At 50.3% G+C, this 17,785-nt stretch carries 14 protein-coding genes and 2 tRNA genes; 15 read left to right on the forward strand and 1 reads right to left on the reverse strand.

Translation table 11 applies throughout. From position 1 onward, the window contains the following. Positions 1-101 precede the first annotated feature (101 nt). From folP to DRI82_RS03950, 15 genes are all read left to right on the forward strand, one after another. The gene (folP, locus tag DRI82_RS03875; protein WP_114192183.1) at positions 102-941 is read left to right on the forward strand and encodes a dihydropteroate synthase; all 840 of its coding nucleotides are present in this window, start codon (positions 102-104) and stop codon (positions 939-941) included. 3 nt (positions 942-944) lie between these two features. Further along, complete coding sequence (gene glmM, locus DRI82_RS03880; RefSeq protein ID WP_114192184.1) at positions 945-2,282, forward strand: phosphoglucosamine mutase; 1,338 nt, start codon at positions 945-947, stop codon at positions 2,280-2,282. 282 nt (positions 2,283-2,564) lie between these two features. Continuing rightward, complete coding sequence (gene secG, locus DRI82_RS03885; protein ID WP_114192185.1) at positions 2,565-2,900, forward strand: preprotein translocase subunit SecG; 336 nt, start codon at positions 2,565-2,567, stop codon at positions 2,898-2,900. Between the two features lie 86 nt (positions 2,901-2,986). After that, a tRNA-Leu gene (locus DRI82_RS03890) sits at positions 2,987-3,073 on the forward strand. Positions 3,074-4,021: 948 nt separating this feature from the next. Then, a tRNA-Met gene (locus tag DRI82_RS03900) sits at positions 4,022-4,098 on the forward strand. 218 nt (positions 4,099-4,316) lie between these two features. Continuing rightward, positions 4,317-4,769 (forward strand): ribosome maturation factor RimP, encoded by a 453-nt coding sequence (rimP, locus tag DRI82_RS03905; protein WP_157968006.1) that lies wholly within the window; start codon positions 4,317-4,319, stop codon positions 4,767-4,769. Between the two features lie 21 nt (positions 4,770-4,790). Further along, positions 4,791-6,299 (forward strand): transcription termination factor NusA, encoded by a 1,509-nt coding sequence (gene nusA, locus DRI82_RS03910; RefSeq protein ID WP_114192187.1) that lies wholly within the window; start codon positions 4,791-4,793, stop codon positions 6,297-6,299. 24 nt (positions 6,300-6,323) lie between these two features. Further along, a complete protein-coding gene (infB, locus tag DRI82_RS03915; protein WP_114192188.1) occupies positions 6,324-9,020 on the forward strand; it encodes a translation initiation factor IF-2 in 2,697 nt (898 codons plus the stop codon). Between the two features lie 66 nt (positions 9,021-9,086). After that, positions 9,087-9,497 carry a 30S ribosome-binding factor RbfA gene (rbfA, locus tag DRI82_RS03920; RefSeq protein WP_114192189.1) on the forward strand — a complete coding sequence of 137 codons (411 nt, stop codon included), beginning with the start codon at positions 9,087-9,089 and terminating at the stop codon, positions 9,495-9,497. Continuing rightward, the gene (truB, locus tag DRI82_RS03925; RefSeq protein ID WP_114192190.1) at positions 9,497-10,441 is read left to right on the forward strand and encodes a tRNA pseudouridine(55) synthase TruB; all 945 of its coding nucleotides are present in this window, start codon (positions 9,497-9,499) and stop codon (positions 10,439-10,441) included. The genes rbfA and truB overlap by 1 nt, the downstream gene beginning before the upstream one ends. Positions 10,442-10,562: 121 nt before the next feature. Continuing rightward, on the forward strand, positions 10,563-10,832 hold the full coding sequence (gene rpsO, locus DRI82_RS03930) for a 30S ribosomal protein S15 (protein ID WP_114192191.1): 270 nt from the start codon (positions 10,563-10,565) through the stop codon (positions 10,830-10,832). A 257-nt stretch (positions 10,833-11,089) separates the two neighbouring features. Beyond that, positions 11,090-13,210: a polyribonucleotide nucleotidyltransferase gene (gene pnp / locus DRI82_RS03935; protein WP_114192192.1), complete on the forward strand. Its 2,121-nt coding sequence runs from the start codon at positions 11,090-11,092 to the stop codon at positions 13,208-13,210. 134 nt (positions 13,211-13,344) lie between these two features. Further along, positions 13,345-14,229, forward strand: coding sequence for a lipoprotein NlpI (gene nlpI / locus DRI82_RS03940; protein WP_114192193.1), 885 nt, complete (start codon positions 13,345-13,347; stop codon positions 14,227-14,229). Positions 14,230-14,351: 122 nt separating this feature from the next. Continuing rightward, on the forward strand, positions 14,352-14,423 hold the full coding sequence (gene yrbN / locus DRI82_RS24665; RefSeq protein ID WP_425452620.1) for a protein YrbN: 72 nt from the start codon (positions 14,352-14,354) through the stop codon (positions 14,421-14,423). Further along, positions 14,416-16,350: a DEAD/DEAH family ATP-dependent RNA helicase gene (locus DRI82_RS03950; RefSeq protein ID WP_114192194.1), complete on the forward strand. Its 1,935-nt coding sequence runs from the start codon at positions 14,416-14,418 to the stop codon at positions 16,348-16,350. Before yrbN ends, DRI82_RS03950 begins: the two co-directional genes overlap by 8 nt. 77 nt (positions 16,351-16,427) lie before the next feature. Here DRI82_RS03950 and DRI82_RS03955 read toward each other — a convergent pair whose 3' ends face one another. Next, complete coding sequence (locus DRI82_RS03955) at positions 16,428-17,453, reverse strand: luciferase-like monooxygenase (protein WP_114192195.1); 1,026 nt, start codon at positions 17,451-17,453, stop codon at positions 16,428-16,430. Positions 17,454-17,785 lie beyond the last annotated feature (332 nt).

Genomic DNA, 17,785 nt, shown 5'->3' on the forward strand with positions numbered 1-17,785 from the left:
TAACAATAAACCCCGGGCTTATGCCTGGGGTTTTTTTATGGTATTGACCCAACGTCTTTTAATAGGGCGACTGGGTGAATTTGCTTTGAGGGTAAAAAGAGATGCAGTTAAGCGCCAGAGATCGAATTCTTGATCTGACCCACCCACAGGTGATGGGTATCCTGAACGTTACGCCGGATTCATTTTCTGATGGGGGGCGCCACAATAGCCTGAATCGGGCCTTGGAGCATGCTCAGGCGATGATTAATGCTGGTGCCACGATTATCGATATCGGTGGTGAATCAACGCGCCCTGGCGCGGCCGAGGTCAGCGATCAGGAGGAATTGGACCGCGTTGTTCCTGTAGTGGAAGCGCTGGTCAGGCGTTTTGATGTCTGGATATCGGTCGATACCTCAAAAGCTGCCGTTATTACAGAATCTGCGCGCGCGGGAGCGGACCTGATTAACGATATTCGCTCGTTGCAGGAGCCGGGTGCGATAGAGGCCGCAGTTGCGTCAGGTTTACCCGTATGTCTGATGCATATGCAGGGGCAACCGCGTACTATGCAGCAGGCTCCGCATTATGATGACTTATTGGCCGATGTTAACCATTTCTTTGAACAACATATTGTACGTTGTGTGAATGCAGGCATCGACAGAAGTAAATTGCTGCTCGACCCGGGCTTCGGTTTCGGTAAGAATTTAGCGCATAATTACCAGCTTCTGGCGCATCTCGGCGATCTGCATCATTTTGGTTTGCCGCTGTTGGTCGGCATGTCGCGCAAATCGATGGTGGGTCAGCTCCTGAATGTTCCCCCAGAACAACGTATGGCAGGTAGCGTGGCGTGTGCCGTGATTGCTGCAATGCAAGGTGCTCAGATAATCAGAGTGCATGATGTTAAAGAAACCGTCGATGCCATGCGCATTGTCGAAGCAACACTTTCAGCGAAGGGATCGAAATAAGATATGAGCAACCGTAAATACTTTGGTACAGATGGCATTCGTGGTCGCGTCGGCGAAAGCCCGATTACGCCGGATTTTGTATTGAAACTCGGTTGGGCTGCCGGTAAAGTTTTGGCCCGTCACGGTTCACGTAAGATCATTATTGGTAAAGATACCCGTATTTCAGGATATATGCTGGAGTCCGCTCTCGAAGCCGGTTTGGCTGCTGCCGGGCTGTCTGCGTCCTTTACCGGGCCGATGCCAACGCCGGCTGTTGCTTATCTGACCCGTACGTTCCGCGCTGAAGCCGGGATCGTCATTTCTGCATCTCACAACCCATTTTATGACAATGGCATTAAGTTCTTTTCTATCGATGGTGCAAAACTTCCTGATGAAGTGGAAGAGGCGATAGAAGCTGAAATGGAAAAACCGCTGACGTGTGTGGAGTCGGCGGAGTTAGGCAAGGCCAGCCGAATTGTGGATGCTGCGGGTCGTTACATTGAATTCTGTAAAGGCACTTTCCCAAGTGAATTGAGCCTGAATGGACTGAAAATAGTGGTCGACTGCGCAAATGGGGCGACGTATCACATCGCCCCAAGCGTATTGCGTGAATTGGGCGCCAAAGTGATTGCTATCGGTTGTGAACCGGACGGCATGAACATTAACGAGCAGTGCGGTGCAACCGATGTGCGTCTTCTCCAGAAACGTGTTCTTGAAGAGAAAGCCGATGTAGGGCTCGCTTTTGATGGCGATGGCGATCGCGTAATGATGGTGGATCACGAAGGCAACAAAGTTGATGGTGACCAGATTCTCTATATTGTTGCCCGCGAAGGGTTACGTCAGGGACAATTGCGCGGTGGTGCGGTTGGCACGCTGATGAGCAATATGGGTCTTGAACTGGCACTTAAGCAACTTGGGATACCTTTTGCTCGCGCGAAAGTTGGCGACCGCTATGTGCTTGAGAAAATGCAGGAAAAAGGCTGGCGCATTGGTGCAGAAAACTCCGGTCATGTGATTCTGCTGGATAAAACCACGACGGGTGATGGTATTGTTGCAGGCTTGCAAGTGCTTACTGCGATGGTAAGAAACCATATGACCTTGCATGACCTTTGCAGCGGCATGAAATTGTTACCACAAATTTTGGTCAACGTGCGTTTCGCGGGTCTCAATGATCCTCTCGAGAGTGAGGATGTGCGTAATGTTACAGCAGACGTGGAAAAACAATTGGCGGGACGTGGACGAGTATTACTGCGCAAATCCGGTACCGAACCGTTAATCCGAGTGATGGTTGAAGGGGAAGATGCGGAGTTGGTCGAATTGTTGGCGAACCGTATCGCTGATGCGGTAAAAGCGGCTGGGTAACGGTAAAGACAAACGCTCTCGCGTGATTTCTCGATTTGCGCGAGAGTGCTTGAAATTTAGGCTTAATGTAGCTGCCAGGTAGTGGCATTGTGGCAGAAGTGGGGTTTTCATCGCGCTTCTGGCGTTTTTTTCCGCAAACGGACTTTCAACGTGAAATTGCCCTTGCGCGAGACCCTACGTTTGGTTAGTATTCACACCCGCTTCAGTGGGTCATTTAACTACCCGCTAAATTGGTGAGAAGCGATTAGCACGCGGTGAAACCGCAAGGATACAGGTACAACTATGTACGAAGCTCTTCTGATAATTTTCCTGATCGTGGCAATCGGCCTTGTGGCTTTGATCATGCTGCAACAAGGTAAAGGTGCTGATATGGGAGCCTCATTCGGAGCAGGTGCTTCTGCAACCCTGTTCGGTTCGAGTGGTTCCGGTAACTTTATGACCCGCATGACGGCTGTTTTGGCGACGCTGTTTTTCGTCATCAGTTTGGTCCTGGGGAATTTAAGTAGCAATCAGGGTCAGAAAGGCAGCGAATGGGAAAATCTGGGTCAGCCAGTAAATGCTGAGCAGACTACCACTCCGGCAGCACCTGTTACGCCGAGCAGTGATATCCCGCGTTAAGCCATAAGTTTTAAGAACAGGGTTTTAAGAACACAGTTTGAAAATGATGGTTGCTACGTAAGTAGAACGGTCATTCAGGAATCAGTGCCGAGGTGGTGGAATTGGTAGACACGCTACCTTGAGGTGGTAGTGCCCGATTGGGCTTACGGGTTCAAGTCCCGTCCTCGGTACCATATTAAGAAAAGACGTCATTAGGCGTCTTTTTTTTCGTCCTGATTTTGTCATGGACTTCTTGTTGGTGGAGGTCCGCGTTGATGCGACCTATTTCGTCAAAAGTGATAATGACTCAGTCACATCGATAATGATGAACGCGTCATCACCAAGTAAAATAGCGATGGGAGCAGATACCCACCTATCACATCACACTGTGTTAAACACAACGATATCCGATACTTTAATGTGGTTATTATATAAGTTGAAGAATTTAAATGTGAAGCGTTCTTCAGAATGCCAACTATTCTTTACAGCACTTTATTTTCGCAAGAATTTTTATTAAGAGTATTTGTGTTTAAATGCTTAATCTGTTTAATTTTTCTAGATTAGGTAATGTTTTTTTTTGCTTTAATTACAATGACTTGAATATAGAAACCAATCATGAAAATGTTCTGTGCGCAGGTTTTTTAATTTCTGTTATCCATCGTAAAATGCCATGTACATAGTTTAATTTTAAATTTGTTACTTGATCGATGATATGCCTGATGATTATAAAGGCATGAATGTCAGATGACGCTGTTATCTGAAATGCGGCAACTTCGATTACTGAAGACAGAAGAAATTTTTGGCAAACTTTCGGCGAAAATGAGCATACCGCCCGTTCTCTTCTTTATGTTTCCAGGGGCACGAGGAAAGGTGTTCCTGAAGATGAATAATCGGGGTTGCTGCGGATGTAAACTTATGGAATAATCTGCCGCTTCTACTGAGAGGCCGTAGTTGTAAAAATGCCGCTAGCCTGTCAGAAAATTTGAGGCCGGATGCTTATGTTGGTATGAATATGCCTGTAACGAGTTAACTCTTTTCTTTCAAAAAGTTGATCGCCAAAATCATATCCCGTCCTCAGTATCAATCCTTTAGATAACTTGCTTTCAGGCAGTTATCGGCGTAGTATTCGCAGCGTTTTCGGACGCGGGGTGGAGCAGCCTGGTAGCTCGTCGGGCTCATAACCCGAAGGTCGTCGGTTCAAATCCGGCCCCCGCAACCAACTTTCCTATAGTGTTTTTTTTCAAATATACTGTTAGACAGACGTACAGTGCTTTTCGATAGCGATTTGAAAAAAATTCTTGTCAGAAAGTTGCACCGATGCCGCCTGGCGGCAAATAGGGTCCAGTTGCATAAAGCCCCGATTTATCGGGGTTTTTTGTTATTTGGCAACAAAATCACTGGGCTATTAGGCCCTTTTTTTATGTCTTGGGGGTGGACTTGTCCACATTAGAACAAAAGTTAACAGAGATGATCTCAGCACCGGTTGAGGCGTTGGGTTATGAATTGGTAGGTATCGAGTTCATCCGCGCGCGCCAATCGACGTTACGCATCTATATCGATAGTGAAAACGGCATCAATGTTGATGATTGTGCTGATGTTAGCCACCAGGTAAGTGCTGTACTGGACGTAGAAGACCCTATAACAGTGGCTTACAACCTGGAAGTCTCCTCTCCGGGCCTTGATCGTCCAATGTTCACCGCAGAGCACTACACGCGCTTTCTCGGTGAAGAAGTCGGCGTGGTTTTGCGCATGGCCGTGCAGAACCGTCGTAAATGGCAGGGTGTAATCAAGTCTGTCGATGGCGAGATGATCACGGTTACTGTGGATGGGAAAGATGAAGTGTTCGCGCTGAGCAACATCCAGAAAGCGAATCTGGTACCCCACTTTTAAAGTTAGGATGAGGCAACTAGGATGAATAAAGAGATTCTGGCTGTTGTGGAAGCAGTTTCAAATGAGAAGTCCCTCCCGCGCGAGAAGATTTTCGAAGCGCTGGAAACTGCATTATCAACAGCAACAAAAAAGAAATATGAGCAGGAAATCGAAGTCCGCGTAAGCATTGACCGCAAAAGCGGCGACTTCGAGACCTTCCGCCGTTGGGTTGCTGTCAACGAAGTCACACAACCGACCCGTGAAATCACGCTTGAGGCTGCTCAATACGAAGATCCGACTATCGAATTAGGCGGATATATCGAAGATACCATCGATTCTGTGGTGTTTGACCGAATCACCACGCAAACCGCCAAACAGGTTATCGTACAGAAAGTACGTGAAGCTGAGCGTGCGATGGTGGTCGAACAATTCCGCCAGCAATTGGGTAAAATTGTTACTGGCGTAGTGAAGAAAGTTAACCGTGACAGTATCGCCCTGGATCTTGGCAACAATGCTGAAGCCGTTATTTTGCGTGAAGACATGCTGCCGCGCGAGAATCATCGTCCTGGTGACCGTATCCGTGGCGTTTTGTATGATGTACGCCCTGAAGCGCGTGGTGCCCAACTGTTTGTGAGCCGTTCATCCGCAGCAATGCTGATCGAACTGTTCCGCATTGAAGTACCAGAAATCGGTGAAGAGCTTATTGAAATCAAAGCTGCTGCACGCGATCCGAGTTCCCGTGCTAAAATCGCCGTGAAAACAAACGACAAGCGAATCGATCCGGTAGGTGCATGCGTAGGTATGCGTGGCTCCCGGGTCCAGAATGTGTCCAGCGAACTTGGCGGTGAGCGTATCGATATCATCCTGTGGGATGACAATCCAGCGCAGTTCGTTATCAACGCGATGGCACCGGCAGAAGTCGCTTCTATTGTTGTTGATGAAGATAAATGCACCATGGATATTGCCGTTGAAGCCAGCAACCTGGCACAGGCAATCGGCCGTAATGGCCAAAACGTGCGTTTGGCGTCCCAACTGTTAAAACAGCATCGCGGTGATGACAAATGGGAACTGAACGTAATGACCGCGGACGACCTGCAGGCCAAGCATCAGGCCGAGGCATACGCCGCAATTGAGATCTTCACCAAATATCTTGATATCGATGAAGACTTTGCAACGGTCTTGGTAGAAGAAGGTTTCTCCACGCTTGAAGAGTTGGCCTACGTGCCAATGAAAGAACTTCTGCAAATCGATGGTCTTGACGAAGATACGGTAGAAGCGCTGCGTGAGCGCGCTAAAGCTGCATTGACCACGCTGGCCCTTGCGCAAGAAGAAAGTCTTGGTGATAACAAACCCGCGGACGATCTGCTGAATTTGGCTGGTCTTGAACGTAGCATGGCATTTAAACTGGCTGCGCGAGGGGTTTGTACGCTGGAAGAGCTTGCCGAGCAGGGTGTCGACGACCTGGCAGATATTGAAGGGCTGAATGACGAACAAGCCGGCGAGCTGATTATGGCCGCACGTAATATCTGTTGGTTTGGCGACAATGCGTAATAAACTGTAGCAGGAAGGAACAGCATGACAGATGTAACCGTAAAATCGCTGGCAGCAGAGATTCAGACTCCGGTTGATCGCCTGGTACAGCAATTTGCTGATGCAGGGATCAACAAGTCGGAAGCCGATTCTGTTACCCAGCAGGAAAAAGAGACACTGCTGGCACACTTGAACCGTGAAAACGGTGGTGCGCCAAACAAACTTACATTGCAACGCAAAACGCGTAGTACATTGAATATTCCGAGCACCGGCGGTAAAAGTAAATCGGTGCAAATCGAGGTTCGCAAGAAACGCACTTATGTAAAACGCGATACGTCAGAGGCGGAACAAGCCCAGGCCGAAGCGGAAGAGCAAGCACGGCGTGAAGCGGAAGAGCAGGCACAGCGCATAGTAGAAGAGCAAGCGAAACGCGATGCTGAAGAGAAAGCTAAGCGCACAGCCGACGAGCAAGCCAAACGCGAAGCCGCTGAAAAAGCTAAGCGTGACGCAGCGGAAAAAGAAAAAGTGACCAACCAACATACTGATGAAGTAATTAAGCCAGCTCAGGCAGAAAAAGCACGCCGTGAAGCTGAAGCCGCAGAACTTAAACGTAAAGCGGAAGAAGAAGCGCAGCGTAAAGTCGAAGAGAATGCCAAACGTGTTGCTGAAGAAGCCCGCAAGATGGCCGAAACCGGCGTCTGGGTTGAAACCCCTCCAGTAACCGAAGAAACAGAATCTGCCGACTATCACGTGACCACCTCTCAACATGCCCGCCAGGCAGAAGACGAAAACGATGCCAAGGTTGAAGGCGATCGTCGTAGCCGTACTCGTGGTGGCAAAGCGACCAAGCAGAAGAAAGGCAATAAACTGTCTGAATCCAAAGCCGATCGCGAAGAAGCACGTGCTGTTGGTCGCAATGGTAAAGGCAAGCGTAAGCCAAGCACCTTGCAGCAGAGCTTCAACAAGCCTGTTGCTGCGGTAAACCGTGACGTCGTGATTGGTGAAACGGTTACTGTTGCTGAACTGGCGAACAAAATGGCAGTTAAAGGCTCTCAGGTCATCAAAACCATGATGAAACTGGGCGCTATGGCCACCATCAACCAGGTTATCGATCAGGAAACTGCGCAACTGGTTGCTGAAGAAATGGGTCACAAAGTTATCCTGCGTCGTGAAAACGAACTGGAAGAAGCGCTGATGAGCGATCGTGATACCGGTACGTCCGCTGCTGCTGAGCCTCGTGCTCCGGTTGTGACCATCATGGGTCACGTTGACCACGGTAAAACGTCCCTGCTTGACTACATCCGTTCCACGAAAGTGGCGGCAGGCGAAGCGGGTGGTATTACCCAGCATATCGGTGCTTACCACGTCGAAACCGAAAATGGCATGATCACCTTCCTGGATACCCCAGGACACGCCGCATTTACCTCAATGCGTGCACGTGGTGCTCAGGCAACGGATATCGTGGTTCTGGTTGTTTCTGCTGACGACGGCGTCATGCCGCAAACCGTGGAAGCCATCCAGCATGCGAAAGCCGCTGGCGTTCCTATCGTGGTTGCCGTCAACAAGGTTGATAAGCCAGATGCCGATCCGGATCGGGTCAGAACCGAACTGTCACAGTATGGTGTTATGCCAGAAGCGTGGGGCGGTGAATCCCAGTTTGTTCACGTCTCCGCGAAAGTGGGTACGGGCATTGATGAACTGCTGGATGCTATCCTCCTGCAAGCTGAAGTTCTTGAACTGAAAGCGGTTCGCAGTGGTATGGCAAGTGGCGTAGTGATTGAGTCGTTCCTGGATAAAGGCCGTGGCCCAGTGGCTACTGTTCTTGTGCAGGAAGGAACCCTGAACAAGGGCGACATCATCCTGTGTGGCTTCGAATATGGCCGCGTGCGTGCGATGCGTGACGAAATGGGGCGTGATATTACGTCTGCTGGTCCGTCAATTCCGGTCGAAGTCCTGGGTCTGTCAAGCGTGCCGGCTGCTGGTGATGAAGTTACTGTTGTACGTGACGAGAAAAAAGCCCGTGAAGTTGCGCTTTACCGTCAAGGTAAATTCCGCGAAGTGAAACTGGCTCGTCAGCAGAAGTCGAAACTGGAAAACATTTTTGCCAACATGACCGAAGGTGAAGTTTCAGAATTGAATATCGTTCTGAAGTCTGACGTTCAAGGTTCATGTGAAGCCATTTCCGACGCGTTGCAGAATTTGTCGACTGACGAAGTGAAAGTGAAGATTGTTGGTATGGGTGTCGGTGGTATTACTGAAACCGATGCAACGCTGGCAGCAGCGTCCAGCGCAATCATCCTCGGCTTTAACGTTCGTGCTGATGCGTCAGCCCGTCGCGTTGTTGAATCTGAAAACCTTGACCTGCGTTACTACTCCGTCATCTATAATCTGATCGACGAAGTTAAACAGGCCATGAGCGGTATGCTTGCGCCAGAATACAAACAGCAAATCATTGGTCTGGCTGAAGTTCGTGACGTATTCAAGTCACCGAAGTTTGGCGCTATTGCAGGCTGTATGGTTACTGAAGGTATGATTAAGCGTAACAATCCAATCCGTGTTCTGCGTGATAATATCGTGATCTATGAAGGCGAGCTTGAGTCCCTGCGCCGCTTTAAAGATGACGTCAACGAAGTGCGTAACGGTATGGAATGTGGTATCGGCGTTAAAAACTACAACGATGTGCGCGTTGGTGATGTTATCGAAGTATTCGAAATCATCGAAATTAAACGTACCATCGATTAACGTTAGCGTACTCGCTTACATCCATTTGGGGGCCTTGCGCCCCCTTATTTGTCTGGAGAGTCCATTATGGCAAAAGAATTCAGCCGTACTCAGCGTGTCTCGCAAGAGATGCAAAAAGAGATCGCAATCATTCTGCAGCGCGAAGTGAAAGATCCGCGCGTTGGCATGGCGACCGTATCCGGCGTAGAAGTATCCCGCGATCTGGCTTATGCCAAGGTATATGTCACTTTTCTGGATGTGTTGGTTGAAAACCACGATCCAGCTCGTGTCACCAACGGCATCAAGGCACTGCAAGATGCATCGGGTTTTATCCGTACGTTGATTGGCAAAGCCATGCGCCTGCGAGTTGTTCCTGAACTGACCTTTGCCTACGATAACTCGTTGGTAGAAGGGATGCGCATGTCGAATCTGGTGACCAATGTCGTGAAAAACGATACAGAACGTCGCTCTGCGGCAGGTGATGACAAGGAGTCCTGATGAGCCGCCCACGCCGTCGCGGCCGTGATGTCCACGGCATTTTGTTACTCGATAAACCGCAGGGCCAGTCCTCCAACGACGTTTTGCAGAAAGTGAAGCGTATTTTCAACGCGAACCGAGCGGGACATACCGGTGCACTTGATCCATTGGCGACCGGTATGCTGCCTGTTTGCCTGGGTGAAGCGACCAAGTTTTCCCAGTTTCTGCTCGATTCAGATAAACGCTATCGCGTCATTGCCCGTCTTGGTCAGCGCACGGATACCTCCGATGCAGATGGCCAACTGATTTCAGAACGCGATATCACGTTCAGTCAGGAGCAACTTGATAGCGTCCTGGAGAGTTTTCGCGGTGAAACGATGCAGATCCCGTCGATGTATTCGGCCCTGAAGCATCAGGGAAGACCATTGTACGAATACGCGCGTCAGGGCATCGAGGTTGAGCGTGAAGCGCGTCCGATAACTGTTTACGAACTGCAATTCATACGCTGGGAAGGGCATGAGTTGGAGTTGGAAATTCATTGTTCCAAAGGCACCTACATCCGGACCATCATTGATGATCTGGGTGAAAAGTTGGGATGCGGCGCCCACGTGACTTTCCTGCGTCGTTTGCAGGTTGCGACGTATCCTTACGAGCGGATGGTAACACTTGAGCAACTTAATGCGTTGCTTGAGCAGGCGCAAAGTGAGGAGATCGTACCGGGTTCATTGCTTGATCCTTTATTGCTGCCGATGGATAGCGCGGTACAAGATTTTCCTGAGGTGAATTTGCTGCCTGCCGTGGCGGGTTATGTCAAGCAAGGTCAACCGGTTCAGGCCGCAGGTGCACCGGCTTCAGGTCGGGTTCGCATCACGGAAGGTGAAGAACATAAGTTCATCGGCGTTGGCGAAATTGATGACGATGGACGGGTAGCACCGAAGCGTTTGGTGGTTGAAGACCCGGTCTGATCCCCTGACGCCCGTCTTGCGATCCCACTGCGCTGAGAGTAGAATGGCGCAGCTTATGCATTGGGCTGCTGAATTAGAGATCGGCGCCTGTTAATTTATCTATAATTTTTGGAGTATTACAATGTCTCTAAGTGTTGAAGCTAAGGCTCAAATCGTTGCTGATTACGGTCGCGGTACCAACGACAGTGGTTCCACTGAAGTTCAGGTTGCCCTGCTGACTGCTCAGATCAACCACCTGCAAGGTCACTTCGCAGAACACAAAAAAGATCACCACAGCCGTCGTGGTCTGCTGCGTATGGTTTCTCAGCGTCGTAAGCTGCTGGACTACCTGAAAGGTAAAGACGTTGCGCGTTACACCAGCCTGATCGAACGTCTGGGTCTGCGTCGCTAAGTCTGCGAGTTTCAGTGTAAAGGGGCCAAATTGGCCCCTTTATTCTAGGAAGCAACAATAAATCAGGTTAATGTATTGTTGTTTGTAACGTTGATCTTCTGTTGCAGAGGTTCGCGCGGCTAATGAGAGACTTTACCACCGGCGTGGAACGGGGTAAGGGTTGTCATTAGTCGCGAGGATGTAATGTGAAGATTGGTAAGTAACTGGTGTGCCAGATCGTCAGAACGATCGCGCGCCTCCAATAAAGGGATATAACTTTGCTAAATCCGACTATTCGTAAATTCCAATACGGCCAACATACTGTCACGCTGGAAACCGGCATGATGGCGCGTCAGGCAACTGCTGCTGTTATGGTAAGCATGGACGACACCGCTGTATTCGTTACTGTTGTAGGCGCTAAAAAAGCCAAACCGGGCCAGAGCTTCTTTCCTCTGACCGTAAACTATCAGGAGCGTACTTACGCTGCCGGCCGTATTCCAGGAAGTTTCTTCCGTCGTGAAGGCCGCCCGAGCGAAGGCGAAACCCTGACTTCCCGTTTGATCGACCGTCCGATCCGTCCTCTGTTCCCAGACGGTTTCCTGAATGAAGTTCAGGTTATCGCCACCGTGGTTTCTCTGAACCCACAGGTGAACCCAGACATCGTGGCGATGATTGGTGCGTCTGCTGCACTGAGCCTGTCCGGTATTCCATTCAGTGGACCGATTGGTTCTGCGCGCGTTGGTTACATCAACGATCAATATGTTCTGAACCCTACCGCAGATGAGCTGAAAGAAAGCCGTCTGGATCTGGTTGTTGCCGGTACTAAGGGTGCAGTATTGATGGTTGAGTCCGAAGCACAACTGCTGAGCGAAGACCAAATGCTGGGCGCCGTGGTATTCGGTCACGAACAACAACAGATTGTTATTGATAACATCAATTCCCTGGTTGCCGAAGCAGGCAAACCAAAATGGGATTGGCAACCTGAAGCCGTTAACGCAGAACTGAATGCCCGCGTTGCTGCGCTTGCAGAAGCTCGCCTGGGTGATGCTTACCGTATCACTGACAAAATGGAGCGTTATGCTCAGGTTAACGTCATCAAGTCTGAAGTTACTGAAGCTTTACTGAAAGAAGCAGAAACACTGGATGCTGGCGAAATCTCCGATCTGCTGGGCAGCATCGAGAAGAACGTCGTTCGCAGCCGCGTTCTGCGTGGCGAGCCGCGTATCGATGGCCGTGAAAAAGACATGATCCGTGGTCTGGACGTTCGTACTGGCGTTCTGCCACGTACTCACGGCTCTGCACTGTTCACCCGTGGTGAAACTCAGGCGCTGGTTACCGCTACTCTGGGTACTGCCCGTGACGCGCAGAATCTTGACGAACTGATGGGCGAGAAAACCGACGGTTTCCTGTTCCACTACAACTTCCCTCCATACTCCGTTGGTGAGACCGGGATGGTGGGTTCGCCTAAACGCCGTGAAATTGGTCATGGTCGTCTGGCGAAACGTGGTGTGCTGGCTGTTATGCCTAAACCAGAAGACTTCCCGTACACTGTGCGTGTAGTTTCAGAAATTACTGAATCCAACGGTTCATCTTCTATGGCTTCTGTTTGTGGCGCTTCCCTGGCCCTGATGGATGCAGGTGTGCCTATTAAAGCCGCTGTTGCGGGTATCGCGATGGGTCTGGTCAAGGAAGGCGAAAGCTTTATCGTTCTGTCTGATATTCTGGGTGACGAAGATCATCTGGGTGACATGGACTTTAAAGTGGCCGGTAGCCGTGAAGGCATTACCGCGCTGCAGATGGACATTAAAATTGAAGGTATCACCCGCGAAATCATGCAGGTTGCCCTGAACCAGGCCAAGGGTGCGCGTCTGCACATTCTGGGCGTGATGGAACAGGCTATCAGCACCCCACGTGGTGATATTTCTCAGTTTGCTCCGCGTATTCACACCATCAAGATCAGCGTTGATAAAATCAAGGACGTGATCGGTAAAGGTGGTTCTGTTATCCGTGCACTGACTGAAGAAACCGGTACTACAATTGAAATTGAAGATGATGGCACTGTTAAGATCGCTGCGACCGACGGAGAGAAAGCGAAATATGCTATCCGTCGCATCGAAGAGATCACTGCTGAAATCGAAGTAGGCCGTATATATCAAGGTAAAGTGACCCGTATCGTAGACTTTGGCGCGTTCGTTGCCATCGGTGGCGGTAAAGAGGGTCTGGTACACATTTCCCAAATCGCTGACAAGCGCGTTGAGAAAGTGACCGATTACCTGCAGATGGGTCAGGAAGTACCGGTCAAAGTCCTGGAAGTCGATCGTCAGGGTCGCGTTCGCTTGAGCATCAAAGAAGCGACCACGCCGGGCCAGGGCGAGACAGCAGCACCTTCAGCAGAATAATTTCTGTAACAAGAAGTTTTACAGTTCCCTGTCTTTCAGGCGGGGAACTGTTCTTATCGCGAGAGCAGGACGCTCTTGTTTTAAGCAAGCGGATGACAGGATATTCATCCAACGTTTGTCTTCGGGAGTGGGAAATGAAGCCTTTCTTGCGCTGGTGTTATGTTGCGACAGCACTATTGCTGGCAGGATGCAGCAACCATGATTGGCGTAAAGACGAAGTTCTGGCGATCCCGTTGCAGCCAACACTGCAGCAGGAAGTGATTCTGGCACGCATGGAACAAATCCTTGCGAGCCGTGCACTGACAGATGATGAGCGAGCGCAGCTATTATATGAGCGCGGAGTGCTGTATGATAGCTTAGGGCTACGGGCACTGGCGCGAAATGATTTCTCACAAGCGTTGGCGATTCGTCCTGATATGCCGGAAGTTTTCAACTACCTGGGCATTTACTTAACGCAGGCAGGCAATTTCGATGCTGCCTATGAAGCGTTTGATTCTGTATTAGAGCTTGATCCAACTTACAACTACGCGCGTTTGAATCGAGGAATCGCACTGTATTACGGTGGTCGATACCCGTTAGCGCAGGATGATCTGCAGGCGTTTTATCAAGACGACCCAAATGATCCCTTCCGTTCGTTATGGCTTTATCTGGTGGAACGAGAAATTGATCCCAAGAAAGCTGCAGTAATGCTTGAACAGCGTTATGAAAAATCGGACAGAGGGCAATGGGGATGGAATATTGTCGAATTCTACCTGGGCAATATCAGCGAAAAAACGCTGATGGAACGCCTCAAGGCGGATGCAACGGATAACACTTCGCTCGCTGAGCATCTCAGTGAAACTGACTTCTATTTGGGTAAACACTACCTGAGTCTGGGGGACAAGAACAGTGCTTCTGCTCTGTTCAAACTGACGGTAGCTAACAACGTACATAACTTTGTTGAGCACCGCTATGCATTGTTGGAATTGGCGCTTTTAGGCCAAGAGCAAGACGACCTATCAGAATCGGACCAGCAATAGCTGACGGACAACTATCAGCCTGAATTACAATGGTTTTTACCATAGTTAATCACCTTGGCGGGTGAGGGCTTTTTTGTTCGTTTTATAATCTAATTTGAGCCGGTTCACACTTTTCAATGAAAATGACTGAAAATTTTCTCGACGAGTTATGTAGACTGGCCGCCATATTTAATGAGGCACGTGTACATGACTGAGTTTGAAACCTCTTTTGCTGACTTGGGGCTGTCTGCTCCTATTATTAACGCCCTGACCGATCTGGGCTACGAAAAACCGTCTCCGATCCAGGCGGAATGTATTCCACTTTTACTGAGCGGTCGCGATGTCCTGGGCATGGCGCAAACCGGCAGTGGTAAGACAGCAGCGTTCGCATTACCGCTGTTGCACAATATTAAATCCGATTTGAAAGCCCCTCAGGTACTGGTGCTGGCACCTACCCGTGAGTTGGCTGTTCAGGTTGCTGAAGCATGTACGGACTTTTCCAAGCACATGCAAGGCGTCAACGTGGTAGCCCTTTATGGCGGCCAGCGTTATGACGTGCAATTGCGCGCTTTGCGCCAGGGCCCACAAGTTGTTGTGGGTACCCCAGGTCGTCTGTTGGACCACCTGAAACGCGGTACGCTGGATCTCTCTAACCTGAGCGGTCTGGTTCTGGATGAAGCTGACGAAATGCTGCGCATGGGCTTTATCGAAGATGTTGAAACCATCATGGCTCAGATCCCGGCGCAACATCAGACCGCGCTGTTCTCTGCAACCATGCCAGAAGCGATTCGTCGTATTACCCGTCGTTTCATGAAAGATCCGCAGGAAGTGCGTATTCAGTCCAGCGTAACGACTCGCCCAGACATCAGCCAGAGCTACTGGACTGTTGGCGGCATGCGTAAAAACGAAGCGCTGGTTCGTTTCCTGGAATCTGAAGATTTTGATGCGGCAATCATTTTTGTTCGTACTAAAAATGCAACGCTGGAAGTGGCTGAAGCCCTTGAGCGTAGCGGTTACAACAGTGCGGCACTGAACGGTGACATGAATCAGGCACTGCGTGAGCAGACTCTGGAACGCCTGAAAGATGGTCGTTTGGACATTCTGATCGCCACCGACGTGGCTGCACGTGGTCTGGATGTTGAGCGTATCAGCCTGGTTGTTAACTACGATATCCCTATGGATTCAGAATCCTACGTTCACCGTATTGGTCGTACTGGCCGTGCAGGACGTGCTGGCCGTGCGCTGCTGTTTGTAGAAAACCGCGAGCGTCGCCTGCTGCGTAACATCGAACGTACGATGAAACTGACCATTCCTGAAGTAGAACTGCCAAACGCAGAACTGCTGGGTCAACGTCGTCTGGCTAAATTTGCCGCTAAAGTCCAGCAGCAACTGGAAAGCAGCGATCTGGATATGTACCGTGCTCTGCTGGCCAAGTTGCAGCCAGAAGAAGAACTGGACATCGAGACGCTGGCTGCCGCTCTGCTGAAAATGGCACAGGGTGAGCGCCCATTGATTCTGCCACCGGATCCGGTCTACAAACCGCGTCCGCGTCGTGAATTCAGCGATCGTGACGATCGTGGTGCTGACCGTGGCAGCGATCGTCGTCGCGACAGTCGTCCTGAAGCCCGTGAAGGCGATCGTTCGGCTCCACGCCGTGAACGCCGTGACGTTGGCGAGATGGAACTGTATCGCATCGAAGTGGGCCGTGATGATGGCGTAGAAGTACGTCACATTGTGGGCGCTATCGCGAATGAAGGGGATATCAGCAGCCGTTACATTGGTAACATCAAGCTGTTTGCTACCCATTCAACCATTGAACTGCCGAAAGGCATGCCGGGCGATATGCTGTCTCATTTCACCCGTACACGTATCCTGAACAAACCGTTGAATATGCAACTGCTGGGTGATGCACAACCGCGCGAACGTCGTGAACGTCGTGAAGGTGGCGCTCCGGCTGGCGCAGCACCAGCAGGCGCAGGTCGTGGCCGTTCATTCGCTGGCGGCGATCGCCCTCAGGGTGGCCGTGGTCGTTCTTTCAGTGGTGAGCGTCGTGAAGGCGGCAACACTGGCACCGGTGAACGTCGCAGTGCGCCCGCTAACCGCGATGGTCAGCGTGCACCACGTCGTTTCAACGACGCCTAATCAACCTCTGCGTTGATGCAATAAAAAACCAGCCTGTGACGGGCTGGTTTTTTTTCGTCTGGATTTTGACTCAGCGTTTAGTCAATTCGCTGTTCTTTAATCAAGTCGCCCTGAAGCTGGGAGACAATTTCGAACGAATGCAAACGCGCCTGATGATCAAATATCTGACCGTTAATCATCAACTCATCCGCTTGCGTTTCCCGCAACAGCGCCAGCAATCCTCGGCGAACTTTCTCTTTATCCCCGACGACAGACATACGCAGCGCCTGATCGACACCAAATTGGTCAGCAGGAGAGCAGATGCTATCGATGTTTTCTATCGGTGCAGGCAGCGGACCCGGTTTACCACGCCGCAGATTAATGAATTGCTGCTGGATAGAAGAAAATAGAAAACGCGCATCACTATCGCTGTCGGCAGCAACGGCATTGACGCAAACCATGGCATACGGCTTTTGCCATTGCTCAGACGGTCTGAAATTGTTGCGATACACCGCCAATGCCTGGAATAGCATGTCAGGAGCGAAATGTGAGGCGAACGCGAATGGCAGGCCAAGAGATGCAGAAAGTTGCGCACTGTACAGGCTGGAGCCAAGCAGCCAGATCGGCACATGCAGGCCCTGTCCTGGAACGGCTTGTACCGGCTGGCCCGGCTGAACATCGGCGAAATAGTGTTGCAACTCCTGCACATCCTGCGGGAAGTTATCGACTTCGCTGGAGAGATGGCGGCGCAGCGCAATCATGGTGCGCTGATCGGTACCCGGTGCGCGGCCAAGGCCAAGATCAATGCGATCAGGATAGAGCGTAGCCAACGTACCAAACTGCTCAGCGATCACCAGCGGAGAGTGATTGGGCAACATAACGCCACCAGAACCGAGACGAATGGTCTTGGTGCCGCCAGCAATATACCCAATCAATACCGATGTCGCCGCGCTGGCGATTCCCGTCATGTTGTGGTGTTCGGCCAGCCAATAACGTTGATAACCCCATTTCTCAGCGTGCTGCGCCAGATCGAGTGACGATGCAAATGCCTCTTTCGGGCTGGCACCTTGCGGGACAGGAGCCAGATCAAGAACGGAAAGGGGAACAGTTTGATGTGATGTCATAGCGTTTACTCACGTGTTGTTTCGCTGAACGCAAAGCGCTTCGCCAGCTAATGATAAACAGGAGTATTACCCATTTGTTGCCTATTTAATACTCCATTTAACTGTAGGGATTTAAAGTATGCTTTAATCCTAATCCATAAGATCTGTTTTTTCATAATCCCCATCAATATGTTGCTCAATGCCAAAAGTGATACTTCGTTCGCAGATATAATGTAACAAATATGTTTGGCAACAAAAGAAGCGAGATTTGGATGGATAATTACCGAATCAGACTGGCCGTGAAGACAAATCACCGCCATTGCCTGAGGGGTCGCGCATCGCTACAGGGAATG

The organism is Edaphovirga cremea (genome assembly GCF_003332275.1).
GTDB lineage: Bacteria > Pseudomonadota > Gammaproteobacteria > Enterobacterales > Enterobacteriaceae > Edaphovirga > Edaphovirga cremea.

Bases quoted from the DNA above. Each gene is read 5' to 3' on its own strand.
- folP (WP_114192183.1), top strand. From the start codon at position 102: ATGCAGTTAAGCGCCAGAGATCGAATTCTTGATCTGACCCACCCACAG.
- glmM (WP_114192184.1), top strand. From the start codon at position 945: ATGAGCAACCGTAAATACTTTGGTACAGATGGCATTCGTGGTCGCGTC.
- secG (WP_114192185.1), top strand. From the start codon at position 2,565: ATGTACGAAGCTCTTCTGATAATTTTCCTGATCGTGGCAATCGGCCTT.
- nusA (WP_114192187.1), top strand. From the start codon at position 4,791: ATGAATAAAGAGATTCTGGCTGTTGTGGAAGCAGTTTCAAATGAGAAG.
- infB (WP_114192188.1), top strand. From the start codon at position 6,324: ATGACAGATGTAACCGTAAAATCGCTGGCAGCAGAGATTCAGACTCCG.
- rbfA (WP_114192189.1), top strand. From the start codon at position 9,087: ATGGCAAAAGAATTCAGCCGTACTCAGCGTGTCTCGCAAGAGATGCAA.
- truB (WP_114192190.1), top strand. From the start codon at position 9,497: ATGAGCCGCCCACGCCGTCGCGGCCGTGATGTCCACGGCATTTTGTTA.
- rpsO (WP_114192191.1), top strand. From the start codon at position 10,563: ATGTCTCTAAGTGTTGAAGCTAAGGCTCAAATCGTTGCTGATTACGGT.
- nlpI (WP_114192193.1), top strand. From the start codon at position 13,345: ATGAAGCCTTTCTTGCGCTGGTGTTATGTTGCGACAGCACTATTGCTG.
- DRI82_RS03950 (WP_114192194.1), top strand. From the start codon at position 14,416: ATGACTGAGTTTGAAACCTCTTTTGCTGACTTGGGGCTGTCTGCTCCT.
- DRI82_RS03955 (WP_114192195.1), bottom strand. From the start codon at position 17,453: ATGACATCACATCAAACTGTTCCCCTTTCCGTTCTTGATCTGGCTCCT.